21 protein-coding genes are annotated in these 24,621 nt (G+C 66.7%); 11 read left to right on the top strand and 10 right to left on the bottom strand.

Annotated features, from left to right (window positions below; genetic code table 11):
• Nucleotides 1–40 precede the first annotated feature (40 nt).
• The 4 genes from HCU76_RS02125 to HCU76_RS02110 all read left to right on the top strand — a co-directional run bounded on the left by HCU76_RS02125 (nt 41) and on the right by HCU76_RS02110 (nt 3,971).
• The gene (locus HCU76_RS02125; RefSeq protein WP_218508307.1) at nt 41–1,066 is read left to right on the top strand and encodes a TRAP transporter substrate-binding protein; all 1,026 of its coding nucleotides are present in this window, start codon (nt 41–43) and stop codon (nt 1,064–1,066) included.
• A 124-nt stretch (nt 1,067–1,190) separates the two neighbouring features.
• Nucleotides 1,191–1,712, top strand: a complete 522-nt coding sequence (locus tag HCU76_RS02120) for a TRAP transporter small permease (RefSeq protein ID WP_256353919.1) — start codon at nt 1,191–1,193, stop codon at nt 1,710–1,712.
• A gap of 34 nt (nt 1,713–1,746) precedes the next feature.
• Nucleotides 1,747–3,048, top strand: coding sequence for a TRAP transporter large permease (locus HCU76_RS02115; protein ID WP_218508306.1), 1,302 nt, complete (start codon nt 1,747–1,749; stop codon nt 3,046–3,048).
• Nucleotides 3,024–3,971, top strand: a complete 948-nt coding sequence (locus HCU76_RS02110; protein ID WP_218508305.1) for an aldo/keto reductase — start codon at nt 3,024–3,026, stop codon at nt 3,969–3,971. Before HCU76_RS02115 ends, HCU76_RS02110 begins: the two co-directional genes overlap by 25 nt.
• A 34-nt stretch (nt 3,972–4,005) precedes the next feature.
• On the opposite strand, the gene HCU76_RS02105 is transcribed toward HCU76_RS02110, so the two are convergent.
• The gene (locus HCU76_RS02105; RefSeq protein ID WP_218508304.1) at nt 4,006–5,211 is read right to left on the bottom strand and encodes a CaiB/BaiF CoA-transferase family protein; all 1,206 of its coding nucleotides are present in this window, start codon (nt 5,209–5,211) and stop codon (nt 4,006–4,008) included.
• 97 nt (nt 5,212–5,308) lie between these two features.
• Here HCU76_RS02105 and HCU76_RS02100 point away from each other — a divergent pair, with 97 nt between their 5' ends.
• Nucleotides 5,309–6,271 (top strand): AEC family transporter, encoded by a 963-nt coding sequence (locus HCU76_RS02100; RefSeq protein WP_218508303.1) that lies wholly within the window; start codon nt 5,309–5,311, stop codon nt 6,269–6,271.
• Nucleotides 6,272–6,279: 8 nt separating this feature from the next.
• Here the strand turns inward: HCU76_RS02100 and HCU76_RS02095 are convergent, their stop codons facing one another.
• Nucleotides 6,280–9,870, bottom strand: a complete 3,591-nt coding sequence (locus HCU76_RS02095) for an indolepyruvate ferredoxin oxidoreductase family protein (protein WP_218508302.1) — start codon at nt 9,868–9,870, stop codon at nt 6,280–6,282.
• A gap of 91 nt (nt 9,871–9,961) precedes the next feature.
• Here HCU76_RS02095 and HCU76_RS02090 point away from each other — a divergent pair, with 91 nt between their 5' ends.
• Nucleotides 9,962–10,462: an Lrp/AsnC family transcriptional regulator gene (locus HCU76_RS02090; protein WP_218508301.1), complete on the top strand. Its 501-nt coding sequence runs from the start codon at nt 9,962–9,964 to the stop codon at nt 10,460–10,462.
• A gap of 69 nt (nt 10,463–10,531) precedes the next feature.
• Here the strand turns inward: HCU76_RS02090 and HCU76_RS02085 are convergent, their stop codons facing one another.
• Genes HCU76_RS02085 through hppD form a run of 4 tightly spaced genes read right to left on the bottom strand, consistent with a single transcriptional unit; the run spans nt 10,532 to nt 14,296 of the window.
• Entirely contained in the window at nt 10,532–11,908 is a 1,377-nt protein-coding gene (locus HCU76_RS02085) for a class II 3-deoxy-7-phosphoheptulonate synthase (protein WP_218508300.1), read from the bottom strand.
• A 45-nt stretch (nt 11,909–11,953) separates the two neighbouring features.
• Nucleotides 11,954–12,889 (bottom strand): phenylalanine 4-monooxygenase, encoded by a 936-nt coding sequence (phhA, locus tag HCU76_RS02080; RefSeq protein ID WP_218508299.1) that lies wholly within the window; start codon nt 12,887–12,889, stop codon nt 11,954–11,956.
• A 1-nt stretch (nt 12,890) separates the two neighbouring features.
• Nucleotides 12,891–13,199, bottom strand: coding sequence for a 4a-hydroxytetrahydrobiopterin dehydratase (locus tag HCU76_RS02075; RefSeq protein ID WP_218508298.1), 309 nt, complete (start codon nt 13,197–13,199; stop codon nt 12,891–12,893).
• 11 nt (nt 13,200–13,210) lie between these two features.
• Entirely contained in the window at nt 13,211–14,296 is a 1,086-nt protein-coding gene (gene hppD / locus HCU76_RS02070; protein ID WP_213957903.1) for a 4-hydroxyphenylpyruvate dioxygenase, read from the bottom strand.
• 247 nt (nt 14,297–14,543) lie between these two features.
• On the opposite strand from hppD, the gene HCU76_RS02065 reads away from it, so the two are divergent.
• Complete coding sequence (locus HCU76_RS02065) at nt 14,544–15,314, top strand: SDR family NAD(P)-dependent oxidoreductase (RefSeq protein WP_213957904.1); 771 nt, start codon at nt 14,544–14,546, stop codon at nt 15,312–15,314.
• Nucleotides 15,315–15,338: 24 nt separating this feature from the next.
• On the opposite strand, the gene HCU76_RS02060 is transcribed toward HCU76_RS02065, so the two are convergent.
• Complete coding sequence (locus HCU76_RS02060) at nt 15,339–16,361, bottom strand: LacI family DNA-binding transcriptional regulator (protein WP_213957905.1); 1,023 nt, start codon at nt 16,359–16,361, stop codon at nt 15,339–15,341.
• 339 nt (nt 16,362–16,700) lie between these two features.
• On the opposite strand from HCU76_RS02060, the gene HCU76_RS02055 reads away from it, so the two are divergent.
• The 4 genes from HCU76_RS02055 to garD all read left to right on the top strand — a co-directional run bounded on the left by HCU76_RS02055 (nt 16,701) and on the right by garD (nt 21,956).
• Nucleotides 16,701–17,528 carry an NAD(P)-dependent oxidoreductase gene (locus HCU76_RS02055; protein ID WP_218508297.1) on the top strand — a complete coding sequence of 276 codons (828 nt, stop codon included), beginning with the start codon at nt 16,701–16,703 and terminating at the stop codon, nt 17,526–17,528.
• Nucleotides 17,529–17,578: 50 nt separating this feature from the next.
• Nucleotides 17,579–18,871, top strand: a complete 1,293-nt coding sequence (locus HCU76_RS02050) for an MFS transporter (RefSeq protein ID WP_218508296.1) — start codon at nt 17,579–17,581, stop codon at nt 18,869–18,871.
• 87 nt (nt 18,872–18,958) lie between these two features.
• A complete protein-coding gene (locus HCU76_RS02045; RefSeq protein ID WP_371319740.1) occupies nt 18,959–20,335 on the top strand; it encodes an MFS transporter in 1,377 nt (458 codons plus the stop codon).
• 28 nt (nt 20,336–20,363) lie between these two features.
• On the top strand, nt 20,364–21,956 hold the full coding sequence (gene garD, locus HCU76_RS02040; protein WP_371319739.1) for a galactarate dehydratase: 1,593 nt from the start codon (nt 20,364–20,366) through the stop codon (nt 21,954–21,956).
• A gap of 179 nt (nt 21,957–22,135) precedes the next feature.
• Here garD and HCU76_RS02035 read toward each other — a convergent pair whose 3' ends face one another.
• The 3 genes from HCU76_RS02035 to HCU76_RS02025 all read right to left on the bottom strand — a co-directional run bounded on the left by HCU76_RS02035 (nt 22,136) and on the right by HCU76_RS02025 (nt 24,503).
• On the bottom strand, nt 22,136–22,594 hold the full coding sequence (locus tag HCU76_RS02035; RefSeq protein ID WP_218508295.1) for a DUF4148 domain-containing protein: 459 nt from the start codon (nt 22,592–22,594) through the stop codon (nt 22,136–22,138).
• Between the two features lie 211 nt (nt 22,595–22,805).
• Nucleotides 22,806–23,603: an alpha/beta fold hydrolase gene (locus tag HCU76_RS02030; RefSeq protein ID WP_213955461.1), complete on the bottom strand. Its 798-nt coding sequence runs from the start codon at nt 23,601–23,603 to the stop codon at nt 22,806–22,808.
• Between the two features lie 165 nt (nt 23,604–23,768).
• Nucleotides 23,769–24,503: a response regulator gene (locus tag HCU76_RS02025; RefSeq protein WP_213955460.1), complete on the bottom strand. Its 735-nt coding sequence runs from the start codon at nt 24,501–24,503 to the stop codon at nt 23,769–23,771.
• Nucleotides 24,504–24,621 lie beyond the last annotated feature (118 nt).

Raw genomic sequence — 24,621 nt, 5'->3', positions numbered from 1 at the left:
CCAGCCCGCTTCCATTGCATCCGTTCACCAGGAGACACCGATGACGCGCCACCGATTCAGCACACTCGCGCTTGCCGCCGCGCTCGCCGCCTGCACCTGGAGCGCGCAGGCGCAGGACAAGCCGGTGAACCTCAAGATGTCGAGCTGGGTGCCGGCGCAGCATCCGCTCAACCCGTCGCTGATCGCCTGGGCCGAGGACATCAAGAAAGCATCGGGCGGCACCATCACGGCGACGCTGTTCCCGTCGGAGCAACTGGGCAAGGCCTTCGACCACTACGACATGGCGCGCGACGGCATCGCCGACTTCGCCTACATCAACCCCGGCTACCAGCCGGGCCGCTTCCCGATCATGGCTGGCGCGTCGCTGCCCTTCCTGTTCTCGAATGCCAAGGGCGGCTCGGCCGCCATCGACGCCTGGTACCGCAACTACGCCGCAAAGGAAATGAAGGACGTGAAGTACTGCTTCGCCTTCGTGCACGACCCCGGCACTTTCCACTCGCGCAAGAAGATCCTGCTTCCCACCGACATCAAGGGCATGAAGATCCGCCCGGCCACCAGCACCATCGGCCAGATGGTCACCTCGCTGGGCGGCACCAACGTGCAGGCCTCTGCGCCGGAGTCGCGCGACATGCTGGAGCGCGGCGTGGCCGATGCCATCACTTTCCCGTGGGGCTCGATCGGCCTGTTCGGCATCGACAAGGTGGTCAACTTCCACATGGACGTGCCGCTCTACGTCACGCCCTTCGTCTGGGCCATGAACAAGGACAAGTACGACGGCATGTCGCCCGCGCAGAAGAAGGTGATCGACGACCACTGCACCAGCGAATGGGCCGAGAAGGTCGCCTCGCCCTGGGCGGACTTCGAGTTTGCCGGCCGCGCCAAGATCGCGGCGCTGCCCGGGCACGAGGTGTACAAGCTCACGACCGAGCAACTCGATGCATGGCGCAAGGCCGTCGCGCCCGGCGAGGCGCAATGGGCCGAAGGTGTGAAGAAGGCGGGCGGCGATCCGAAGGCGGCCATGGATGCGTTGAAGGCCAGCCTGGCGAAATCCGGCGCGGCACTTTGATGCTCGGGGAACAGTCTTCCTCTCTCGCCGGGGGAGGCGTGGGGTTGGGGCACGCTGCGGTTGATAGCCCAGGCTGCGTGCCCTCATCCCAACCTTCTCCCAGGGGGAGAAGGAGCAAGACATCATGAGCACGCGCTCGACCAACGTGATGGATCGCATGATCAACACGATCGAATGGCTCGCGGCCATGTTCGTGGGGATCGTGGCGCTGAACATCTTCATCGCGGTGGTCCTGCGCAAGTTCTTCAACACCTCCATCCCCGACGCCTACGACTTCGGCCGCATGCTGCTGGGCATCCTGATCTTCTGGGGCATCGCGGCGACGAGCTATCGCGGCGGGCACATCACGGTCGACCTGGTGTGGACCGCGGCCGGCCCGCGCATGAAGCGAGTGATCGACGTGTTCGCGACGCTGGTGCTGCTGTTCGTGGTGGCGGTGCAGACCGCCATGCTGTTCGACAAGGTGCGCGGCACCTATGCCGACAACGTGCAGACCTACGACCTCAACATCCCGACCTGGCCCTTCTATGCGGTTGCATGGTTCGGCGATGTCTGCGCGGTCGTGTTGATTGCCATCCGGACGTATCGCCTCATCTTCCAGCCCGAGTTGCTGGTCGAGGAGACACCGGAGCAGAAGGCGGATTGATGGGCATCGCCGCACCGCGCCAGCTTGGAGCCACATGAGCACGGATGCGATCGCGGTTCTCGGCTTCGTGGTGCTTTTCGCATTGATGCTGCTGCGTGTGCCGGTCGGCATGGCGATGGGCCTGGTGGGCGTGGTCGGCTACAGCTGGATCGTCGGCCCCGGCCCTGCCCTCAAGCTGGTGGGCCAGACCTCGATGCGCACCGTCACCGACTACACCTTCGGCGTGATCCCCATGTTCATGCTGATGGGCGCGCTGGTGTCGGTGTCGGGCGTGAGCCGTGAACTGTTCAAGGCGGCCAACTCCTTGATCGGGCATTTGCGCGGCGGGCTCGGCGTCGCCACCGTGCTGGCCTGCGGCGGCTTCGCGGCGATCTGCGGCTCCTCGGTGGCGACGGCGGCGACGTTCTCGGCGGTCGCGTATCCGGAGATGCGGCGCTTCAACTATCCGCAGTCCTTCTCCACCGGCGTGATCGCGGCGGGCGGCACGCTCGGCGCCATCCTGCCGCCGTCGACTGTACTCGCCGTCTACGCCATCCTCACGCAACAGGACATCGGCAAGCTGTTCATGGCGGGCGTGGTGCCCGGCATCCTGGCGATGACGATGTACGTGCTGACCATCGCGCTCATCGTGCGCGTGCGGCCCGACTGGCTGCCGGCTGGCGAGCACAAGCCGTGGTCGGAGCGGCTGGTGGACCTCAAGGCGGTGTGGGCGCCGCTGGTGCTGTTCGTGTTCGTGATCGGCGGGCTCTACGGCGGCTTCTTCACGCCCACCGAAGCCGGCGGCGTCGGCGCGAGCGGCGCCTTCATCCTGGGCCTGCTGCGCCGCAAGCTCGACGGGCCGAAGATCCGCGAGGCCTTGCTGTCCGCCACGCGCACCGCCGCCGCCGTGTTCACCGTGCTGATCGGCGCGCTGCTGTTCGGCTACTTCCTTACCGTCACGCAGAGCCCGCAGAAGCTCATCGGGTTCCTCACCGGCCTGGGCATCGGCCGCTACGGCGTGCTGGCGCTCATCATGCTCATGTACCTGGTGCTGGGCTGCCTGATGGATGCGATGGCGATGATCATCCTGACCGTGCCGATCATCTTCCCGGTGATCGTGGCGCTGGGCTTCGACCCGATCTGGTTCGGCGTGATCATCGTGATGACGGTGGAGCTGGGGCTGATCCATCCGCCGGTGGGCATGAACGTCTTCGTCATCAAGAGCGTGGTGAAGGACGTCAGCTTCACGACCATCTTCAAGGGCGTGTTGCCCTTCATCGCGACGGACATATTGCGCTTGATCATCCTGATCGCTTTCCCGATCATTGCGCTATGGCTGCCGACCAGAATGAGATAGGCCTCTCGCGCTCGCAACTATTGCGAGCTTGCGCGGGTGCTGTCGCGTGCGCTGCCCTACCCTTTCACGTTGCAGCCCACACATCCGCAACGAACACGCGCATGAACACCCGCCCCATCCCCTCGACGAACGAAGCCCTGCCCGTCATCGGCTGTGGCACCTGGCTCGGCTTCGACTACTCGCCAGGCACGGCCGAATACGCGCGCTTGCCGGGCGTGCTCGACGCCCTGTTCGACGCCGGCGGCCGCGTCGTCGACAGTTCCCCGATGTACGGCCGCGCCGAGGCCAACACGGGCGACCTGCTGGCCGCCGCGAAGACCCGCGACAAGGCCTTCCTCGCAACCAAGGTGTGGACCAGCGGGCGCGAGGCCGGCATTGCGCAGATGGAGCAATCCTTCGCCCGCCTGAAGACGCAGCATATGGACCTGATGCAGGTGCACAACCTGGTCGACTGGCGCACGCACCTGGCCACCCTGCGCGACTGGAAGGCGCAAGGCCGCGTGCGCTACCTCGGCGTCACGCACTACACCGCGTCGGCCTACGGGGAAGTCGAAGCGGTGCTGCGCGCGGAGAAGCTGGACTTCCTGCAGATCAACTATTCGCTCGACGAACGCGCGGCGGAGAAACGCCTGCTGCCGCTTGCGGCCGAGCGCGGCGTGGCGGTGATCGTGAACATGCCTTTCGGCGGCGGCGGCCTGCTGCGCCGGCTGCGCGACAAGCCGCTGCCGGCCTGGGCCGCGGAGATCGGCTGCACGAGCTGGGCGCAGGTGCTGCTCAAGTTCGTGCTGAGCCACCCGTCGGTGACCTGCACCATCCCCGGCACCAGCCGGCCGGAGCACATGGCCGAGAACGCCAAGGCGGGCATGGGTGTGGTGCCCGACGCGACCTTCTGGAAGCAGCACGCGGCGGACCTGCCTACTTAGTTGGGCTTGGGCGCTCGACCCTGCCACCGGCCACCTACACGCGCTTTCGTTCGCGCAGCGACGCGACCTGCTCCGCGGCATAGCCCAGTTCCGCCAGGATCTCGTCGGTGTGCTCGCCGAGCGCCGGCGCGGCGCGGCTGAAGTCGACCGGCGTTGCGGACATCACCACCGGATGGCGCGCCACCGGATAGGCCTGCGCACCAAAGCGCTGCCGCTGCAGCATTCCGTTGGCCTGGATCTGTTCATCCTCGAGCGCCTGCTGCAGGTCGTTCACTGGCGCGGCCGGGATCTTGCAGCCAGCCAGCGCCGCCAGCACCTCGTCGCGGCCACGCGCGGCGCACCAGTCGCGCATGACGGCGCTGATCGCCTCGCCGTTTTGCGCGCGCAGCTCGTCGCTGGCGAAACGCGGGTCGGACTTCATCGCCTGTTGCCCGACCAGTTCGCACCAGCGTCCGAACATCGCCTGCCCGATGGTCTGCACGATGAGCCAGCCGTCGCGCGCGCGGAACACGTCGCTGGGCCCGGCGAGGTAGCCGCGGTTGCCCTGCGGCACGCGGTTCTTCGCCAGCAGCGCCTGCTCGATCAACGCGCCGTTGGTGTGCACCAGGGCCGTCTGCAGCAACGAGCCTTCCACGCATTGCCCGCGCCCGGTTCGCTCGCGCGTCCACAGCGCGGCCAGCGCGCCCATGGCGCAGGCCTGCGCGGTGCCGAAGTCCACCCACGTGGCGGCGGTGCGCGCCGGCGCATCCGGCAGGCCGGAGAGGAACATCGCGCCGCTCATCGCCTGGCCGACCGAGTCGAAGCCGGCCTGCCGCGCCGAAGGCCCTTCGGTGCCGAAGGCCGTCACGCTCACCAGCACGATGCGGGGGTTGCGGGCGCTCAGGGTCGGGTAGTCGAGGCCGAGGCCGCGCAGCGTCTCGGGCGGCAGGTTGGCAACCACCACGTCGGCCGTGGCCACCAGTTGCTCGACGATGGCGCGGCCTTCCTCGCTGGCCAGGTCGAGCGTGAGGCAGCGCTTGTTGCGGTTCAACTGCAGGAACATGCCGCCCTCGCCGCTCTCCAGTACCGGCGGCACGCGGCGGTCCTCGCCACCTTCCACGCGCTCGATGCGGATCACGTCGGCGCCGAGGTCGCCCAGCAAAGCGGCGCAATAGGGGCCGGCAATGTAGCGGCCGAAGTCGAGCACGCGCACGCCTTCGAGCAGGGGCGGTGCGCTGGGATGGGAAGCGGGTGTCGTCATGCGGACCAGTATCCCGCGCGGCGCCAGCCGCACCCATGCGTGGAAAGCCGGAAGCGCCCGTCCCGCCTTGTCCGCACCTTGTTATCGTTCATGGCACATGACCCAAATCCTCGGCATCACCGGCCCGATCTACCTCGTCATCGCGCTGGGCTTCCTGGCGGGGCGACTGGAGATCTTCTCCAAGGCCGACATGCGGGTGCTGGGCACCTACGTCGTCAAGTTCGCGCTGCCGGCGCTGGTGTTCACCGCGTTGTCGCAGCGGCCGGTGGGCGAGATCCTCAATGCGCGCTACATGGCCGACTATGCGGTCGGCTCGCTGATCGTCATGCTGGTCGCCCTTGCCTGGGGCTGGCGGCAGCAGGGCAAGAGCTTCACGCTGAGCGCGTTGTGCGGCCTGGGCATGTCCAGCTCCAACAGCGGCTTCATCGGCTACCCGATCGCGGTGCAGGTGGTCGGCCCTGCCACGGCGGCGGTCGCGCTGGCCATGAACATGGTCATCGAGAACCTGGTGATGATCCCGATCACGCTGGCGATGGCGGACAGCGGCAGTTCGGGCGCCGGCAAGTGGTACCGCATCGCGCTGGGATCGATGGGCAAGCTGGCGCGCAATCCGGTCATCCTGGCCATGCTCGGCGGCTTCGCCGTGGCCTTGCTGGAACTGCCGATCGCGGGCGGCGTGCTGGCTCGCACGATCAACATGCTGGCAATGTCCTCGGCGGCGGTGTCGCTGTTCGTGATCGGCGGCGCGCTGGTCGGGCTGCCGATCAAGGGCATGCGGCGCGATGTGTCGGCGATCGCGCTGGGCAAGCTGGTGCTGCATCCGCTGGTGGTCGGGCTGCTGGTGTGGCTGCTGCCGCCCAGCGACCCCTCGCTGCGCGCCGCGGCGGTGGTGTTCGCGGGCGTGCCGATGCTCAGCATCTATCCGATCCTGGCGCAGAAGTACGGCTTCGACGCGCTCTGCGCAGCGGCGCTGCTGCTGGCGACTGTCCTTTCGTTCGTGACGATCAGCCTGCTGCTGTGGTCGCTGGGGGAGTTGCCGGGCTGGATACCCGCGACGTAGCCACGGTATCAGCCGGCGACAACGGCGATGCCGCGGATCTGCCCCGCCTTCGCTTCACCCACCGGCCGCGGATAGCGCGCGGGCGCAAAGCGATGCAGCAACTCGGCCTCACGCGCACGCGCCATCGCAAGGTTGGCCAGCTTCACATGCCCGTAGCCGCGGATCGTCATCGGCACGGCGGCGATCTGGGCTGCCAGCTTCTGGTTGCCCGGCGACAACGCCGCCACCAACTCGTCGAGCCGCGCCTCGAACTGGCCGATGAGCGAGCGCTCCAGCCGGCGCTCTTCCGTGTAGCCGAACAGGTCAAGGGCGGTGCCCCGCAGGCGTTTGCCGCGGGCCAGCCACTTCATCGCGGGCAGCATCCAGCCGCCGAGGCGGATCTTGCGCGGCGGCTGCCCGTCCTTCGGGCGTGACAGGAAGGGCGGCGCCATGTGGAATTCAAGCTGGAAGTCACCCTCGAACTGCTCGGCCAGCTTCTCGCGGAAGCTGCCATCGGTGTAGAGCCGCGCCACTTCGTATTCGTCCTTGTAGCTCATGAGCTTGAGCAGGCTGCGTGCGGCATTGCGTGTGACGGGCAGGCTCGCGTCACCACCCGCCAGTGCGGACTCGCGCGCCCTCACCTCGCGCAGGCGATCTTCGTAGCGCCGGGCCCAGGCGGCGTCCTGGTAGGCGGACAGGCGAACGATGGCATCGGCGATCAGCGCCTGCGCCGTCTCGTCCTGCGGCGCATGCGTGGCGGCGCTGCGCAGCCCATGGATCGCATCCGCATCCGCCGCGGCCAGCCGGCCCAGCGAGAAGGCCGTGTGGTTCGCCTCGACCGCCACGCCGTTGAGCTCGATCGCACGCGTGATCGATTCGAGGCGCAGCGGGATCAGCCCGCGCTGCCATGCGTAGCCCATCGCCAGGATGTTCGACGCCTGCGTGTCGCCGATGAACTCCTGCGCCAGCGTCTGCGCATCGAAGGTCTCGACCTGTTCATCGCCGGCAACGAAACGCATCTTCTCCAGCAGCAGGTCCACCTTCAGGTCGGCATCGGGATTGCGCAGCGCTTCGGCGACCGGGATCTCGTGCGTGTTCGCGAGGATGCGCGTGCGGCCGTGGCGCACCGTCTGCAACGCATCGGCCGATGCGCCGACGACGATGTCGCAGGCGAGGATCGCATCGGCCTGTTGCGTGTCGATGCGGACCTGGTTGAGCCGCTCGGGCCGATCGGCCAGCCGCACGAAGCTCAGTACCGCGCCGCCCTTCTGCGCAAAGCCCATGAAGTCCAGCACGCTGGCCGACATGCCTTCCAAGTGCGCCGCCATCGCGATCACCGCGCCCACCGTCACCACGCCGGTGCCGCCGACGCCCGTGACGAGCAGGTCGTACGGGCCATCCCACAAATGCCCGCCAGGCGCTGGCAGCTCCGTCACATGCCGGAGGAAAGCCGCGCGGCCCGCCGCGAGCGCGCCGCTCTTCTTGCGCAGTGCGCCGCCGGTCACGCCCACGAAGCTGGGGCAGAAGCCCTTGGCGCAGGAATAGTCCTTGTTGCAACTGGTCTGGTCGATCTGGCGCTTGCGACCGAGTCCGGTTTCCAGCGGCAGCACCGCCACGCAATTGCTTTGCACGGTGCAGTCGCCGCAGCCTTCGCAGACGGCCTCGTTGATGAAGAGGCGCTTGGGCGGGTCTTGCAATTCGCCCTTCTTGCGGCGCCGGCGCTTCTCGGCCGCGCAGGTCTGTTCGTAGATCAGCACCGTGACACCCGGCACTTCGCGCAGGCGACGCTGCACCGCGTCGAGTTCACTGCGGTCATGGAACTCGGTGCCGGCCGGGAAACGACTCTTGAGCGCGTCGTACTTGTCGATGGCGTCGCTCACGACCACCACCTGCTTCACGCCTTCGGATTCCACCTGCCGCGCGATCGCATCCACGCTGATGACGCCGTCCACCGGTTGCCCGCCGGTCATCGCCACCGCATCGTTGAAGAGGATCTTGTAGGTCAGCGTGGCCTTCGCCGCCACGGCCTGGCGGATCGCGAGATAGCCGGAGTGGTAATAGGTGCCGTCGCCGAGGTTCTGGAACACGTGCGGTGTGCGCGTGAACATCGAGTGCGAGACCCAGTCGACGCCCTCCCCGCCCATCTGGATCAGCCCGGCGGTGCTGCGGTCCATCCAGTTGGCCATGAAGTGGCAGCCGATGCCGGCACGCGCGGTCGAGCCCTCGGGCACCCTGGTGCTGGTGTTGTGCGGACAGCCGGCGCAGAAGTACGGCAGTCGCTTGACCGAATCGCCACCGTTGCTCAGCAGCTCGGGCAACGTGAAATCGCGAACATGCCGGAAGTGGTCGCCCAGTTCGGTGTTGTCGGGGAAGTGGGCCGCGAGCCAGTGCGCCACCAGTTCGATCAGCCGCGAAGGCCGCAATTCGCCGAGCGCGGAGACCAGCGGCTGGCCGTCGCGGTCGTTCTTGCCGACCAGCGCCGGACGCGCACCGGCCGGCGCGTTGTAGAACAGGTCGCGCAACTGCGTCTCGACGATGGCGCCCTTCTCCTCGATGACCAGGATCTCGTCCAGCCCCTGCGCGAAGGCCTTGATCCGCGTCTGCTCGATCGGGAAGCTCAGGCCCACCTTGTAGAGCCGCACGCCCACGCGCGCGAGGCTCTCGGGCGTCACCTCCAGCCGGCGCAGCACTTCCATGAGGTCGTAGTGCGCCTTGCCGCAGGTCACGATGCCGGCGGTGGCATGCGGGCTCTCGATGATGTGGCGGTCGATGCTGTTGACGCGGGTGAAGGCGGCGACGGCCTCCAGCTTGTCGGCCAGCCGCGATTCGATGCGCAGCGACGGCAGGTCGGGCCAGCGGTAGTGCAGGCCATCGCGCGGCGCACTGTGGTCGGTGATGCCGCGCACGGCGTCCGCATCGGCCCAGCCCGCGACACGGGCATTCACGATGTCGAGGTCGACCGTCCCCGCGCTCTCCACCACCTCCGACAGCGCCGCCATGCCGACCCAGGCGCCGCAGAAGCGCGACAGTTCATAGCCATACAGGCCGAACTCCAGGTACTCGGCCACGCTGGCCGGCTGCAGCACCGGCATGCTCCAGGCCATGAAGGCATGGTCGCTCTGGTGCGGCATCGACGATGACACGCAACCGTGGTCGTCGCCCGCCACCACCAGCACGCCGCCGTGCGGAGAGGAGCCGTAGGCGTTGCCGTGCTTGAGCGCATCGCCCGCGCGGTCCACGCCGGGCCCCTTGCCGTACCACATCGCGAACACGCCCTCGACCGTGCGCTCGGGGTCGGACTCGACGCGTTGCGTGCCCAGCACCTGCGTGGCCGCCAACTCCTCGTTGATGGCCGGCACGAAACGGATACCGGCGTCCTTGAAGCTGGCGCCGGCCTTCCAGATGGCCAGGTCGACCATGCCCAGCGGCGAGCCGCGATAGCCGCTGACGAAGCCTTGCGTGCGGAGGCCACGCGCCGCGTCGCGCCGGCGCTGCATCAGGAGCACGCGCACCAGGGCCTGCGTGCCGGTGAGGTAGATGGCGCCTGAATGGGCCCAGAGGCCATCGGCGAGCTTGTAGTCGGCGCGCGCCAGCGGCTGCGCAACGGAAGCGTGAGTCATGCAAGGATTGTTCTTCGCATGCGCAAGGAATATTCTCTCCACTGCACTCGAACCAACCCTCAATTCGAGAACACGATTCTCGATTCAAACCATGAATGACGATTTCGTTCCCCTCGACAATCACTCGTTGCAGATCCTCCACGAACTCCAGCGCGACGCCCGCCAGACGGTCCAGCAGATTGCCGACAAGGTAGGACTCTCCTCCACGCCGTGCTGGCGCCGCATCAAGGAGATGGAAGCCTCGGGCGTGATCCGCGGCTACACGGTCGTGGTGGACAGGGAGAAGGTCGGCCTCAACCTCGCGGCGGTGACAGAGGTCAACCTGGATCGGCACCATGAATCGAATGTGCGGGGCTTCGAGAAGGCGGTGGCGGCCAGCCCGCAGATCGTGCGCTGCGTCGCGGCGACCGGGCCGGCCGACTACATCCTCACGGTGCTGGTGCCGGACATCAAGCACTACGAGAAATTCCTGCACGCCACGCTGTTCGAGCAGGCCGGCGTGACGCACGTGCGCTCGGCGATCGTGCTTCGGGAGGTCAAGAACGAAGGCAGCCTGCCGATCGAGTCGGGGACGGCATTGCGGCAACGCTGAAGCATCGCGCCTGGCGCAGGCTTCGGCAACCGGGCGGCCGCCTCGAGGGCGCGCATCCGGCGGGCGGGCTCAAGCCCTGCGCCGTCGCGCCTTCAGCATCTCGGCCACGAGAAACGCCAGTTCCAGGCTCTGCGACCCGTTGAGCCGCGGGTCGCACGCGCTCAGGTAGCGCGCCTGCAAGCCGGCCTCGGTCAAGCCTTGCGCGCCGCCGGTGCATTCGGTGACGTCCTGGCCGGTCATCTCGAAGTGCACGCCGCCCGCATAGCTGCCGGCGGCCGCATGCACGTCGAAGAAGCTGCGCACCTCGGCCAGGATGCGCGGGAAGTCGCGCGTCTTGTAGCCGGCCGATGTGGTCACGGTGTTGCCGTGCATCGGGTCGCAGCACCAGACCACGCTTCGCTGTTCGCGCTGCACTGCCGCGATCAGGGCCGGCAGGCGCCCGGCCAGCAGGTCGGCGCCCATGCGCGTGATGAGCACCATGCGGCCTTCGGCGTTCTGCGGATTGAGCGTGTCGAGCAGCCGCAGCAGGTCGTCGGGCTTCGCGTTGGGCCCGAGCTTGCAGCCGATCGGGTTGTCGATGCCACGCATGAACTCGACGTGCGCGCCGTCCAGCGAGCGCGTGCGTTCGCCCAGCCAGAGCATGTGGGCCGAGCCGCCGTACCAGCGGCCGGTGGCGTCGTCGCGGCGCGTCAGGGCCTCTTCGTAGTGAAGGTGCAGCGCCTCGTGCGAGGTGTAGAACTCCACTTCCTTGACCTGCGACGAGTTGCTGGCGTCGAAGCCGCAGGCTTCCATGAAGGCCAGCGCCTCCTCGATGCTTTGTGCCACCGCCTCGAAGCGCTCGCCCTGCGGGCTGTGGCGCACGAAGTCGGAAGTCCAGCGATGCACCTCGTGCAGGTCCGCGAAGCCGCCCTGGGCCATCGCGCGCAGCAGGTTGAGCGTGGCCGCGGAGTGCGAGTAGGCGCGCAGCAGGCGCTGCGGGTCGGCTGTGCGCGCGGCTGGCGAGAACTCGGCGCCATTGACGATGTCGCCGCGGTAGGACGGCAGGCTCACGCCGTCCACCGACTCCATGTCCGACGACCGCGGCTTGGCATATTGGCCTGCCATGCGGCCGATCTTGACGACCGGGCAGGAGGCCGCGAAGGTCAGCAGCACCGCCATCTGCAGGATCACGCGGAACGAGTCGCGCACGGTGCCGGCACTCAGTTCGTCGAAGCTCTCCGCGCAATCGCCGCCCTGCAGCAGGAAGGCCTTGCCGCGCGACACGGCCGCGAGGCGTTCCCGCAGCGTGGCCGCCTCGCGGCCGAAGATCAGCGGCGGCCAGGCTGCCAGTTGCCTGTCGGCCAATGCCAGTGCCGCGGGGTCCGGATAGCTCGGCATCTGCGCCACCGGAAAGCGGCGCCAGCTGTCGGGCGACCACGTCGTGGTCGAAGGTGCGGTGTCGGTCATGCCGCACGATACCGCGACTTCAGCGGTGAACGGCGCGCGCCGCGCTCAGGCGTGCGTGGTCGCCTGCGCCTCGGGAGACTGCTTTCGCTTGGCGTCGTGATAGCGGCCGGTTCCGCGCGTCAACAGCGTGTCGGTGGGCAGCAACGTGCCGGGCTGATAGTCGCGCTGGCCGGCGATGCGCTGGTAGAGCGGCGCGAAGTCGACCTCGGCAAGCTTGAGCAGCTCATCCAGGTTGTCGATGACGAAGTAGCTCTCCTGGAAGTCGTCGATGCGGTAGTTGGTGCGCATCACCCGCTCCAGGTCGAAGCGGATGCGGTTGGGGGACGGGTCGTCGAGGGAGAACACCGTCTCCGTGAGCGACGAGGCGATGCCGGCGCCGTAGATGCGCAAGCCGTCGGCCTGCTTCACCAGCCCGAATTCCACCGTGTACCAGTACACGCGCGCCAGCTTGTCGAGCACGCCGAGCTTCTGCGCCCGCAGGCCGCCCACGCCGTAGGCCTGGATGTAGTCGGCGATGGCCGGGTTCATCAGCATCGGCACATGCCCGAACACGTCGTGGAACACATCGGGTTCTTCGAGGTAGTCGAGCTCGTGCGGCTTGCGGATGAAATGCCCCGCGGGAAAGCGACGATTCGCCAGGTGCTCGAAGAACACCTCGTCCGGCACCAGGCCCGGCACAGCAACCACCTGCCAGCCGGTGCGCTTCATCAGCACCTCGCTGAGCCGTTCGAAGTCGGGAATCTGCTCGGGGCCGATCGGCAGGTCCTTCATGCCGGCGACGAACTCGTCGCAGGCTCGGCCTGGCAGCAGCTTCGACTGGCGCTCGAACAGCGTCTTCCACACGGCATGCTCGGCCTGGGTGTAGTTGTGCCAGCCCTGGTCGATGGTCCAGTCGGCGCGCTCGGGCTTCTCGCCGGCTGCGAGGCCGTGCAACGCCGTGTCGTCATGCGGGGTGGCGAATGTCTGAAGCTGTTGGAGCATGTCAGTGTTCCAGCGCAGCGGTGGCTGCAAAGACGCGGTCGGCCTGCAAGGCGGCCTCGATGTCGCGCATCGACAGGCCGCCCACGTCGTGCGTGGTCAACGTGATGTCCACGCGGTTGTAGACGTTCGACCACTCCGGGTGATGGTCCTGCTTCTCGGCCGCCAGCGCGACCTGGGTCATGAAGCCGAAGGCCTGGCGGAAGTCGGCGAAGACGAACTCGCGACGGATCAGGCCGCCGCGGTCCTCGCTGAACTGCCATTGCGGCACGTCGCCCAGCAGGCGGCCAAGGTCTTGCGACGAGAGTTTCATCGTGCGGTCGCTCAAGCGGCTTGCAGCACGCCGCGGCGCACCTGGTCGCGTTCGATCGACTGGAACAGCGCCTTGAAGTTGCCTTCGCCGAAGCCGTCGCTGTAGTCGCCCTTGCGCTGGATGAACTCGAAGAACACCGGACCGCCGAACGCGGTCTCCGAGAAGATCTGAAGCAGCAGACGGGGCTGGCCGCCTTCAGTGGTGCCGTCGAGCAGAATGCCCCTTGCCTGCAGTTCCCCGATGGGTTCGCCGTGGCCCGGCAGGCGCGTTTCCAGCATCTCGTAGTAGATGTCGTTCGGCGCGGTCATCAGCGGCACGCCGGCCAGGCCGAGCTGGTCGATGGTATCGATGAGGTTGTCGCTCGACAGCGCAATGTGCTGGATGCCCTCGCCGTTGAACTTCATCAGGAACTCTTCGATCTGGCCCGAGCCCTTCGACGATTCCTCGTTCAGCGGAATGCGGATCTTGCCGTCCGGTGCGGTCAGCGCCTTCGAGGTCAGGCCGGTGTATTCGCCCTGGATGTCGAAGTAGCGGATCTCGCGGAAGTTGAAGAGCTTCTCGTAGAAGTTGGCCCAGAAGGTCATGCGGCCGCGGTAGACGTTGTGGGTCAGGTGGTCGATGACCTTGAGGCCGTGGCCCGGCGGGTGGCGGTCCACGCCTTCGATGAATTCGAAGTCGATGTCGTAGATCGACTTGCCGTCCTCGAAACGGTCGATGAGGTACAGCGGCGCACCGCCGATGCCCTTGATGGCGGGCAGGCGAAGTTCCATCGGGCCGGTGGCAATCTCGATGGGCTGCGCGCCGAGTTCGAGGGCGCGTGCGTACGCCTTGTGCGAGTCCTTCACGCGGAAGGCCAAGCCGCAGGCCGACGGGCCGTGCTCTGACGCGAAGTAGGCGGCGGGGCTGTGCGGCTCGCGGTTGACGATGAAGTTGATGTCGCCCTGGCGGTAGAGCACCACGTCCTTGGAGCGGTGCTTCGCGACGAGGGTGAAGCCGAGCTTTTCAAAAAAGGGCTCCAGGGTGTTGGCGACGGGCGCGGCGAATTCAACGAATTCGAAGCCTTGAAGGCCCATGGGGTTCTCGAAAAGATCGGTCATGCGGAGGTCTCGTATGTGGGTTGGATCGAATACCCACGATGCTAGGGATTTGCGCCGCAACAATCTTGCAAGTTTTGTATGTGTTGGCCTCAATACGCAGGAATCCTGCGTCTTCGATCTGACGTTTGCACGTTCAAATATTCATATCGTGCCGAAGCGCCGTCTTTTCACAGCATTGCGTGACCTGGCAAAGCGCGCGAACATGAGCGCACGGCGCTTCCGCCACGAACAACAGAGGAGACTTCTCATGAACCTTGGCGACAAACTCGCCGGCAAGCGGGTGCTGGTGACGGGGGCCTCGTCGGGGCTCGGTGAAAACTTCGCGCGCCTGGCCGCCGGCTGCAAGGCCCAGGTGGTGATTGCCGCGCGGCGCAAGAGCAGGCTCGACGCGCTGGCCAAGGACCTGGAGCAACTGGGCTCGCCGCAGGTCACTGTCGTGGAGATGGACGCGGCCTCCGAGCAGTCGATCGACGACGCCTTCGCCGCGATCGATGCATCGGGTGACGTCCTCGACGTCGTCATCAACAACGCTGGCGTATCCGGCGAAGGCGCGTCGCTCACCTTGCCGACGAAGGCGTACGACGACTTGATGGCCGTCAACGTGCGCGCGGTCTGGCTGGTCGCGGTCCGCGCAGCACGCCGCTGGCAGGCGGCCGGCCGTGGCGGCTCGATCGTCAACATCGCGTCCATCCAGGGCGAGCGCGTCATGCCGGGCATCACGCCGTATTCGACGTCCAAGGCGGCTGTCGTGCACATGACCAAGAGCCTGGCGCTCGAATGGGCCCGCTACGGCATCCGCGTCAATGCGATCGAACCCGGCTACATCGGCACCGAGATGACCGACGCGATGTGGGAAACCGACTATGGCAAGGCCCTGATCAAGCGCATCCCGATGCGCCGCCTCGGCAAGCCCGAGGATCTCAACGGCCTGCTGTTGCTGCTGGCCACCGACGCGGGATCGTGGATGACCGGCGCCTGCGTGCCGGTCGACGGCGGGCACCTTTGCTCGTCGCTGTAGCCAGCGGCTGCAAGTCGGGGCCGGTCAACTCGAAAGAGCGAGCGTCTCGGCCGCCGTAGAGCCCCGCTCGACGATCCGGAAGCCGATGTCGACCACGGGCTGCGCAACGGTCTCCCCACGGCAGCGCTCGACGATCATGCGGGCCGCCAGCCGGCCGATCTCGGGGCCGTCGACATGCACGGTGCTGATCGACGGTACGGTATGCGCCGAGAAGTCCGCATTGCCGAAACCGCAGATGGCCAGGTCCTCCGGGACGCGCAGCCCGCGTGCCTGCGCTTCGATCAACACGCCGTGGGCCAACTGGTCTGAACTGCAGCAGACAGCGCGCAATGCCGGCTCCTTCTGCAGCAGTTCCGCCAGCGCGCGGCGCCCCAGTTCGAGGTTGCTGGGCGCCGGTACCACCGCCGTCGGCACGTCCCGGCCGATGGTTGCCACGAATCCTTCGCGGCGCATCAGGGCGCGCTGATCGCTCCCCGTGGCGACGCCAACCTTGTGCCAGCCCTTGCCAAGGAAGTAGCCGGCCACCGCGCCGCCGACTTTCAGCAGCGAGAAGCCGACCAGCATGTCCACGGGCCGCTCCGTGAAGTCCCAGGTCTCGACGACCGGAATGCCGGCGCGCTGGAGCCGATCCCGGCCAGCCTGCGATTGCACCAGCCCCGTCACCACGATGCCGTCGGGCCGACGGCTGATCATCGTGTTGAGCATGGCTTCCTCGCGCGCCGTGTCGTACCCGGTCTGCCCGATGATGAGCTGGTAACCGGCCGCGGCCAGGGATTCGTTCAGCGCGCCCACCGTCGGCAGGAATTGCGAGACCGAGAGCGCCGGCACCAGCGCGGCGACCAGCAGGCTGCGCTTCGACTTCAGGCCGCCCGCCAGGAGATTGGGGGTGTAGCCGGTGACCTCGACTGCCTGCTTGACGCGCGCGATGGTCTTGTCCGACACCAGCCCCGGATTGCTCAAGGCCCGCGACGCGGTGATCAGCGAGACGCCTGCTTCGCGTGCCACGTCATGCAGGGTCGAGGGCTTGAATGGAAGGGGCGCGTTCATGGTCTCTTGGAGATTGACAACGTTAGCAATATAGCCCGGAAAGGCGGCTTGAATCCGCCTTGCGTGGCGGGCGTCAACGACTGTCCGTCCTGGCAACTTCTCCCCATAAACCATCGGCGAGACCAAGGGAAAACCCGCACGAAATGTCGATTGACGCCATAAATGACAACGATATCATTTGCACATCCCAGCAGAGCAGACCGAGGCATCAGACGGCAGGCTCCATGGGAATGCTGGCGGAAGACCTGCTCTCTGCGGCAAATAATGACAACGTTACCAGTTTGACTGGCAGCACAAGACAAACCACAGGCGCCCCACGGCGCAGCAAAGGACCAACTCATGAAGAAGATCGCCCTCAGCGGCGCCGGCGGCCAACTCGGCGCCGTGCTGCGCACCGCATTGATCGCGCGCGGCGTCCCGCTGCGCTCCGCCGCCGGCAGCAAGCCGCTGGCACCGCTGGTCGACGGCGAGGACCTGATGCATGGCGACCTGCGCGACAGCGCCGTGGTCGACCGGCTGCTCCAGGGCGTCGACGTGCTGATCCACCTGGCCGGCACGAGCGTCGAGAAGCCCCTGCCCGAGATCATCGAGAACAACCTGCGCGCGCTGGTCGAGGTCTACGAAGGCGCACGGCGCAACGGCGTGCGCCGCATCGTCTTCGCCAGCTCCAACCACGCGATCGGCATGTACCCGGTCACCGACAAGCTCGACCTCGATTGCGCGCTGCGCCCCGACGGCTTCTACGGCCTGAGCAAGTTGTGGGGCGAAGGCCTGGCGCGCATGTACTGGGACAAGCACGCCATCGAGAGCATCTGCGTGCGCATCGGCAGCTGCATCGAGCGGCCGACAGAGCCCCGTCACCTGAGCACTTGGTTCGGCCACGACGACCTGCTGCATTTCGTCGACCGCTGCATCGAAGCCGAGGACGTGGGCTTCCTGGTCGTATGGGGCGTGTCGGCGAACAAGCGCAGCTGGTGGGACAACAGCGGCGCCGAACGGCTGGGCTTCAAGCCGACGCAGGACGCGGAAGCCTTCGCCGCCGAGGTGCTGGTCCGGCCGAACCCACTCGACGCCCTGGGCCAACGCTTCCAGGGCGGCAGCTTCGTCGGCATCGATTACTCGCGGGATGACATCGCGGCGCAGCGGCCCGTGGCCGTCGCCGCCTGACGCTCCCTTTTCCTGAACTCCCGGATTCATACACAACAGGAGACATCACGATGAAGATCAAAGGCTTGCGCTGGTGGATGGTCGGTCTGGTTTCGGCCGGCCTCATCGTCAATTACCTCGCGCGCAACACGCTGTCGGTGGCAGCACCGACGCTGATGAAGGACCTCAACATCACGGTGGAGCAGTACTCGCACATCGTGGTCGCATGGCAGCTCTGCTACGCGTTCATGCAGCCTGTCGCCGGCTACCTGCTCGACGCGATCGGCACCAAGATCGGCTTCGGCATCTTTGCGCTGCTCTGGTCGCTGGCCTGCGCCGCGGCGGCATGGTCCACCGGTTGGCAAAGCCTCGCCTTCTTCCGCGGCGTGTTGGGGCTGACCGAAGCGGCCGGCATCCCGGCCGGCGTCAAGTCCACGACGGAGTGGTTCCCAGCCAAGGAGCGCTCGGTGGCGATCGGCTGGTTCAACATTGGCTCGTCGGTCGGCGCCTTGCTGGCACCGCCGCTGGTGGTCTGGGCCCTGATGCATGGGCAATGGCAATGGGCCTTCCTGATCGTCGGCGCGCTGGGCATCGTGTGGAGTGCACTGTGGATGCTGTTCTATCGCCACCCGAAGGATCATCAGGCCCTGACCGACAAGGAGCGTGACTACATCCTGTCCGGCCAGGAGGCGAAGTACGCCAACGCCGGCGCAGCCAAGCGCAAGTGGACCGAGATGATCCGCAGCCGCGACTTCTGGGCCATCGGCATCCCCCGCATCCTGTCCGAGCCGGCATGGCAGACCTTCAATGCCTGGATCCCGCTCTACATGATGACCGAGCGGCACATGAACCTGAAGGAAGTCGCCATGTTCGCGTGGATGCCCTTCCTGGCAGCGGACATCGGCTGCGTGCTCGGCGGCTACCTGAGCCCGCTCTTCCACAAGTACGCCAAGGTCTCGCTGTTCACGTCACGCAAGATGGTGTTCGTCTTCGGCGCCCTGTGCATGGTCGGTCCGGCCTGCGTCGGCTTCGTCGCCAGCCCGTACGTCGCGATTGCGCTGCTGTGCGTGGGTGGCTTTGCGCACCAGACGCTGTCGGGCGCCCTGTACTCCATCACCTCGGACATGTTCGGCAAGAACGAAGTCGCCACGGCCACCGGCATGGGCGGCATGGCGGGCTACCTGGGCGCCGCGGCGTTCACCGCACTGTTCGGCGTGCTCGTCACGCAAGTGGGTTACAGCCCGCTGTTCGTGGTGCTGGCGGTGTTCGACATCGCCGCAGCCGTGGTCGTGTGCCTGCTGGCCCGAAGCGGCGACCGGGTGCCCGAACCGCGCTGGCAGCCGGCAGTCGCCGTGGCCAAGTGAACCGAAGCACCTGCTGAACGAGAAGCGTCGGCGTCCCTGCACATGAAGCAGCAAACGCCGGCCCGACCCAAGCCCACGGAGACATCGATGAACCAGACACTCACCCTCAAAGACTCGCCCGACGCCATGCCCAGCACTGCGGAAGCAAGCAAACCCACGCGCGTGCGCTACTGGGTGCTGCTGATGATCTTCATCGTGACCACGGTGAACTACGCCGACCGCGCCACCCTGTCGATCACCGGCCCGGCGATGCGCCAGGAGTTCGGCTTCGACACGATCCAGATGGGCTACATCTTCTCGGCCTTCAGCTGGGCCTACGTGCTCTCGCAGATGCCGGGCGGCTGGCTGCTGGACCGCTTCGGCGCGCGCAAGGTCTACGCGGCGAGCATCTTCTTCTGGTCTGTGTTCACGCTGATGCAGGCGTCGATCGGCGTGGCGACCAGTGCGGCGCTGGCGGTGACGACGCTGTTCGTGATGCGCTTCTTTGTCGGCATGGCGGAAGCGCCCGCTTTCCCGGCCAATGCCAAGGTGGTCGCGAGCTGGTTCCCGACCAAGGAGCGCGGCACCGCCTCTGCCATCTTCAACGCGGCGCAGTACTTCGCGGCGGTGGTCTTCACGCCGATCATGGCGGCGGTGACGCATTGGCTCGGCTGGCACTACGTCTACCTGTTCATGGGCGCATTGGGCGTGGCGCTGGCGATCGCGTGGTGGTTCCTCATCCACAGCCCGGCCAGGCATCCCTCGGTCAACAAGGCGGAACTCGACCACATCGAGGCCGGCGGCGGGCTGATTCACATGGGCGAGCGCGGCGGCCCCACCGCCACCGCCTTGCCGAAGGGCCAGACGGCCTTCTACGTGAAGCAGTTGCTGACCAACCGCATGCTGCTGGGCGTGTACATCGGCCAGTTCTCGATCAACGTGCTGACCTACTTCTTCCTGACCTGGTTCCCGGTGTACCTGGTCCAGGAACGCCACATGACGATCATGCAGGCCGGCTTCATGGTGTCGCTGCCGGCCATCTGCGGCTTCGTCGGCGGCGTGCTCGGCGGCGTGGTGTCGGACTGGATGATGCGCAAGGGCTTCACCGCCACCGCGGCGCGCAAGACGCCCATCGTCGTCGGCATGGTGATGTCGATGACCATGATCCTGTGCAACTACGTCTCGGCCGACTGGATGATCGTGGGCCTCATGGCGCTCGCCTTCTTCGGCAAGGGCTTCGGCGCACTGGGCTGGGCGGTCATGGCCGACGTGGCACCCAAGGAAGTGATCGGCCTGGCCGGCAGCATCTTCAACACCTTTGGCGCCGTGGCGGGTATCGTGACGCCGATCGTCATTGGCTACATCCTGGCTGCGACCGGGTCGTTTGCCGGGGCGCTGGTGTTCGTGGGATTGAATGCGCTGGTGACGGTCTTCGCGTACCTGGTGATCGTGAAGGACATCAAGCGCATCGAGCTCAAGCACTGACGAACTGAATGAATCATCGGAGTCCCACATGAAAAGCGAAACACTGCCAATGGCGCCCCTGTACATCACGATGCACGATGCCGACAACGTCGCGATCGTGGCCAACGACGGCGGGCTGCCCGCCGGCACGGTGTTCCCCTCGGGCCTCACGCTGGTGGACAAGGTGCCGCAGGCGCACAAGGTCGCGCTGGTCGACATTCCCGAGGGCGGCGAGGTGCGCCGCTACAACGTGGTCATCGGCTATGCGCTCAAGCCGCTGCCCGCGGGCACGTGGGTGCATGAGCGCCTCCTGAAGATGCCGCCCGCACGCGAGTTGGTCGGCCTGCCCATCGCCACCATCAAGCCCGAGCCCCAACCGCCGCTGGAGGGCTACACCTTCGAGGGCTACCGCAACCTCGACGGCTCGGTGGGCACCCGCAACATCCTGGCCATCACGCAGACCGTGCAGTGCGTGGCCGGCGTCACTGACTTCGCCGTCTCGCGCATCAAGGCCGAGTTGCTGCCCAAGTACCCCAACGTCGACGATGTCGTCGCGCTGGAGCACACCTACGGCTGCGGCGTAGCCATCGATGCGCCCGACGCGATCATCCCGATCCGCACGCTGCGCAACATCAGCCTGAACCCCAACTTCGGCGGCGAGGTGATGCTGGTGAGCCTGGGCTGCGAGAAGCTGCAGCCCGAACGCCTGATGCCACCGGGCACCATTCCGTTGATCGACGAGCGCAACGTGGCCGATGTCGGCTCCAGCGCCGATGCCAAGCTCGACGTGGTCTGCCTCCAGGACGATGCGCACGTGGGCTTCATGTCGATGGTCGAGTCGATCATGCGGCAGGCGGAAGAACACCTGGAGCGCCTGAACGCGCGTCGGCGCGAGACCGTGCCCGCGAGCGAACTGGTGGTGGGCGTGCAGTGCGGCGGCAGCGATGCGTTCTCCGGTGTCACGGCCAACCCGGCGGTGGGCTACTGCACCGACCTGCTGGTGCGCGCGGGCGCCACCGTGATGTTCTCGGAAGTGACCGAAGTGCGCGATGGCATCGACCAGTTGACCTCGCGCGCCACGACGCCCGAAGTGGCCGAGGCGATGATCCGCGAGATGGCCTGGTACGACGCCTACCTGGACAAGGGGCGCGTGGACCGCAGCGCCAACACGACGCCGGGCAACAAGAAGGGCGGGCTGTCGAACATCGTGGAGAAGGCGATGGGCTCGATCGTGAAGTCGGGGAGTTCGCCGATCTCGGGCGTGATCTCGCCGGGCGAGAAGGTGAAGCAGAAGGGGCTGATCTACGCAGCCACGCCGGCGAGCGACTTCATCTGCGGCACGCTGCAACTCGCCGCAGGCATGAACCTGCATGTGTTCACCACGGGTCGCGGCACGCCCTACGGCCTCGCCGAAGTGCCCGTCATCAAGGTGGCCACGCGCGCGGACCTGGCGCGCCGCTGGCACGACTTGATGGACATCAACGCGGGCACCATCGCCACGGGCGAGAAGACCATCGCGGACGTGGGCTGGGAGATGTTCCAGCTGATGCTCGACGTGGCCAGCGGTCGCAAGAAGACATGGGCCGAGCACTGGAAGCTGCACAACGCGCTGGTGTTGTTCAATCCGGCACCGGTGACTTGAATTGTTTGTCAGGTTCCAACTGACTTCGACAGGCTGCCGACCTGAACGCGGACGCGCGCGCTGACCTTGCGAAGTCAGCGCGCGACATGTGTAGGGCCCGCTGGATGCATCGATCCAGCGGCATCGGCAGGAGGAGCCGGCGCATTCGGTGACCCGATGCGCCGGACTCGCGCCGCGGCTCAATTCGACGCGACAGCCGCGCGGGTGCTGGCCTGGTTCCGATGGGCGGCCAACTCGAAGGAGCCGCTGTCCTCGCCATACAGCTGGTCGAGCGTGCCGTTCTTCTCGGCCGCCGCCAACTCGGACTTCACTTCCGCGCGCGGCGTGTCCAGCACCTCGTGGCGTGAGAGATAGAACGAACCGCTGTCGGTGCCATCCAGCGCGTTCAGCGTGCCGTCTGCACGGGCCTCCTTGACTTCCGCCTTCACTTCACTGCGGGGTTCGGTCGAGTGGAAGTGGGAAGCGAGATAGGCCGAACCGCTGTCCTCGCTGGTGAGCGCCTGCAGTTCCCCGCTGGCCTCCGCGGCCTTGAGTTGCGCCTGCACTTCTGCGCGGGTCAAACCTTGGGCCGAGACCGCGGTGGCGGACAGGGCGAGGACGGCGGCCAGAGCGGCCATGGTTGCCTTGAATTGCTTCATGATGATTTCCTTCGCGCGTCTGGATGAAGGAGAGAGGCAACGCCGACAGACACGCATCCGGCGACCTCTTTGAATTACCTGGCGACTTGCGTCTGCTTCGGTGCCTCTACTGTCGATTCCGGCGGTTGCGGCCGGATTGCATCGCGGAGGCTGTGCAATGCGCATGAAACGGATCAGATTGCTTTTGAAACACTGCAGTTCCTGCCCCGGTTCAGCCGTGGGCCGCCGCCTCGAGGATGAGGTCGGTGATCTCGTCCGGATGCGAGATGAGGCCCAGGTGGCTCGACGGCAGCTCGATGGTCCTGGCCTTCATGCGCTGGGCCAGGAAGCGCTCCAGGTCCGGATTGATCGTGCGGTCGTTGCTGGAGACCTGGTACCACGACGGCTTGCTGCGCCACGCAGCCACCGTCGTGCGGCCGTTGAACAGCGTCGATGCCACGCGGCCCTGCACGGCGTAGAGCACACGCGCCTTGACGGGGTCGATGTCGCCCGCGAAGTCGCGCAGGAAGGCCTCTTCGCTCAGTTGCGCAAAGCCGCCGGACGTGACCAGCCCGGCGCTGGCCGGTGGCTTGGGAAACTTGGCGGCGAGCGCGCCGAAGTCCTCGCCTGCATCGGGCGCCCGGGCCGAGACATAGACCAGGCCGGACACCTTCTCGTGGACCCCTGCCTCGCTGATGACCATGCCGGCCCACGAGTGGCCGACCAGCACGGTCGGTCCGTCCTGCAGATCGAGGATGCGGCGCGTGGCCTGGACGTCATCGTCGAGCGAGGTCAGGGGGTTCTGCACCGCCGTGGCACGCAGTCCTGCGGCCTGCAGGCGGCCGATGACATCGAGCCAGCAGGAACCGTCGGCATAGGCGCCATGAACGAGAACCACGTTGCGAACTCGCACGTTGGCGGCGCTGCGCCGTGGTGCGGGACCGGGAATGGACTGGGCCATCGAGGTTGCCGCCACCAGCGAAGCGCCGGCGCCGGCCAGGATTGCGGAAAAATTGCGTCGATTGATCATTGGAGTGCTCCTGCGCCAGCCCCGCAGCGCGGAATGCACTGGCCTCGAACCGGCAGGCTCCAAGATCCCTCACTGCCATTGCCCGCGCGTTGCACGCGGGCCGGTGGTCGAATCCAATCGAAATGCGGGCGGTTTCAGCTGCAATACGCCGCGCGGCGGACTTGCTCAGTGCACCACCTGGACCTGCTGCTCGAACACGTAGCCGGCCCCGCGCTCGGTTCGGATCATCTTTGGTGCCGAGGCATCGACCTCGATCTTGCGGCGCAGCCGCAGGATCTGCACATCGATCGAGCGGTCGTACACCTCGGCGCCATGCAGGCGCGACAGCTCCAGCAACTGGTCGCGCGACAACACGCGTTGCGGTTGCTCGCACAGGGCCAGCAGCAGGTTGAATTCCCCGTTGCTGAGTTCGACGCGCTTGCCTTCCGGCGAGGTCAGGCGCCGTGCCAGCAAGTTGAGTTCCCATCCGGAGAAGCGATAGGCCCGGCGCTTGGTGCTGTGTCCCTGGGGAGCGGCGTCGGCTCTGGCCTGGTAGCGGCGCAGCACGGCGCGAATCCGCGCCAGCATCTCGCGGTTGCTGAAGGGCTTTGTGACGTAGTCGTCGGCGGCGATCTCCAGGCCCATGACCCGATCGGCCTCGTCCTGCTTGCCGGTGACGATGATGACCGGCACCTCGCTGGTGTCGCGCAGGGTGCGCGCCAGCTGCATGCCGTCCTCGCCGCCCAGCCGCAGGTCGAGCATGACCAGGTCGATCACGTTCTCCTGCAGCACGGCGTTCATCTCGATCCCGCTCGCGACGGCGGTCACCTGGAATTCGTTCTCCGCCAGGTAGTCCGACAACAGCTCTCGCAGCGCCGGATCGTCATCGACGACGAGGATGTGGGGTGAAGCGGTTTGCATGGCTTCGAAGCGTAGACCCATTGATGCTACGGGAGCCTACGGCCGGATTACAAGTGAAACCGGATACGACATTGCGTCGGCATCGGCAACGGCTCCAATCGGTACTGCACGGGCAACT

The sequence above is a fragment of the Variovorax sp. dw_308 genome, from assembly GCF_019207085.1.
Taxonomy (GTDB): Bacteria; Pseudomonadota; Gammaproteobacteria; order Burkholderiales; family Burkholderiaceae_C; genus Variovorax.
This window is presented reverse-complemented; position numbering and strand designations above follow the sequence as displayed.

What these genes read in the sequence shown, in the direction of transcription:
- HCU76_RS02125 (WP_218508307.1), top strand. Translation starts at nt 41, where the DNA reads ATGACGCGCCACCGATTCAGCACACTCGCGCTTGCCGCCGCGCTCGCC.
- HCU76_RS02120 (WP_256353919.1), top strand. Translation starts at nt 1,191, where the DNA reads ATGAGCACGCGCTCGACCAACGTGATGGATCGCATGATCAACACGATC.
- HCU76_RS02115 (WP_218508306.1), top strand. Translation starts at nt 1,747, where the DNA reads ATGAGCACGGATGCGATCGCGGTTCTCGGCTTCGTGGTGCTTTTCGCA.
- HCU76_RS02110 (WP_218508305.1), top strand. Translation starts at nt 3,024, where the DNA reads ATGGCTGCCGACCAGAATGAGATAGGCCTCTCGCGCTCGCAACTATTG.
- HCU76_RS02105 (WP_218508304.1), bottom strand. Translation starts at nt 5,211, where the DNA reads ATGACGACACCCGCTTCCCATCCCAGCGCACCGCCCCTGCTCGAAGGC.
- HCU76_RS02100 (WP_218508303.1), top strand. Translation starts at nt 5,309, where the DNA reads ATGACCCAAATCCTCGGCATCACCGGCCCGATCTACCTCGTCATCGCG.
- HCU76_RS02095 (WP_218508302.1), bottom strand. Translation starts at nt 9,870, where the DNA reads ATGACTCACGCTTCCGTTGCGCAGCCGCTGGCGCGCGCCGACTACAAG.
- HCU76_RS02090 (WP_218508301.1), top strand. Translation starts at nt 9,962, where the DNA reads ATGAATGACGATTTCGTTCCCCTCGACAATCACTCGTTGCAGATCCTC.
- HCU76_RS02085 (WP_218508300.1), bottom strand. Translation starts at nt 11,908, where the DNA reads ATGACCGACACCGCACCTTCGACCACGACGTGGTCGCCCGACAGCTGG.
- phhA (WP_218508299.1), bottom strand. Translation starts at nt 12,889, where the DNA reads ATGCTCCAACAGCTTCAGACATTCGCCACCCCGCATGACGACACGGCG.
- HCU76_RS02075 (WP_218508298.1), bottom strand. Translation starts at nt 13,199, where the DNA reads ATGAAACTCTCGTCGCAAGACCTTGGCCGCCTGCTGGGCGACGTGCCG.
- hppD (WP_213957903.1), bottom strand. Translation starts at nt 14,296, where the DNA reads ATGACCGATCTTTTCGAGAACCCCATGGGCCTTCAAGGCTTCGAATTC.
- HCU76_RS02065 (WP_213957904.1), top strand. Translation starts at nt 14,544, where the DNA reads ATGAACCTTGGCGACAAACTCGCCGGCAAGCGGGTGCTGGTGACGGGG.
- HCU76_RS02060 (WP_213957905.1), bottom strand. Translation starts at nt 16,361, where the DNA reads ATGAACGCGCCCCTTCCATTCAAGCCCTCGACCCTGCATGACGTGGCA.
- HCU76_RS02055 (WP_218508297.1), top strand. Translation starts at nt 16,701, where the DNA reads ATGAAGAAGATCGCCCTCAGCGGCGCCGGCGGCCAACTCGGCGCCGTG.
- HCU76_RS02050 (WP_218508296.1), top strand. Translation starts at nt 17,579, where the DNA reads ATGAAGATCAAAGGCTTGCGCTGGTGGATGGTCGGTCTGGTTTCGGCC.
- HCU76_RS02045 (WP_371319740.1), top strand. Translation starts at nt 18,959, where the DNA reads ATGAACCAGACACTCACCCTCAAAGACTCGCCCGACGCCATGCCCAGC.
- garD (WP_371319739.1), top strand. Translation starts at nt 20,364, where the DNA reads ATGAAAAGCGAAACACTGCCAATGGCGCCCCTGTACATCACGATGCAC.
- HCU76_RS02035 (WP_218508295.1), bottom strand. Translation starts at nt 22,594, where the DNA reads ATGAAGCAATTCAAGGCAACCATGGCCGCTCTGGCCGCCGTCCTCGCC.
- HCU76_RS02030 (WP_213955461.1), bottom strand. Translation starts at nt 23,603, where the DNA reads ATGATCAATCGACGCAATTTTTCCGCAATCCTGGCCGGCGCCGGCGCT.
- HCU76_RS02025 (WP_213955460.1), bottom strand. Translation starts at nt 24,503, where the DNA reads ATGCAAACCGCTTCACCCCACATCCTCGTCGTCGATGACGATCCGGCG.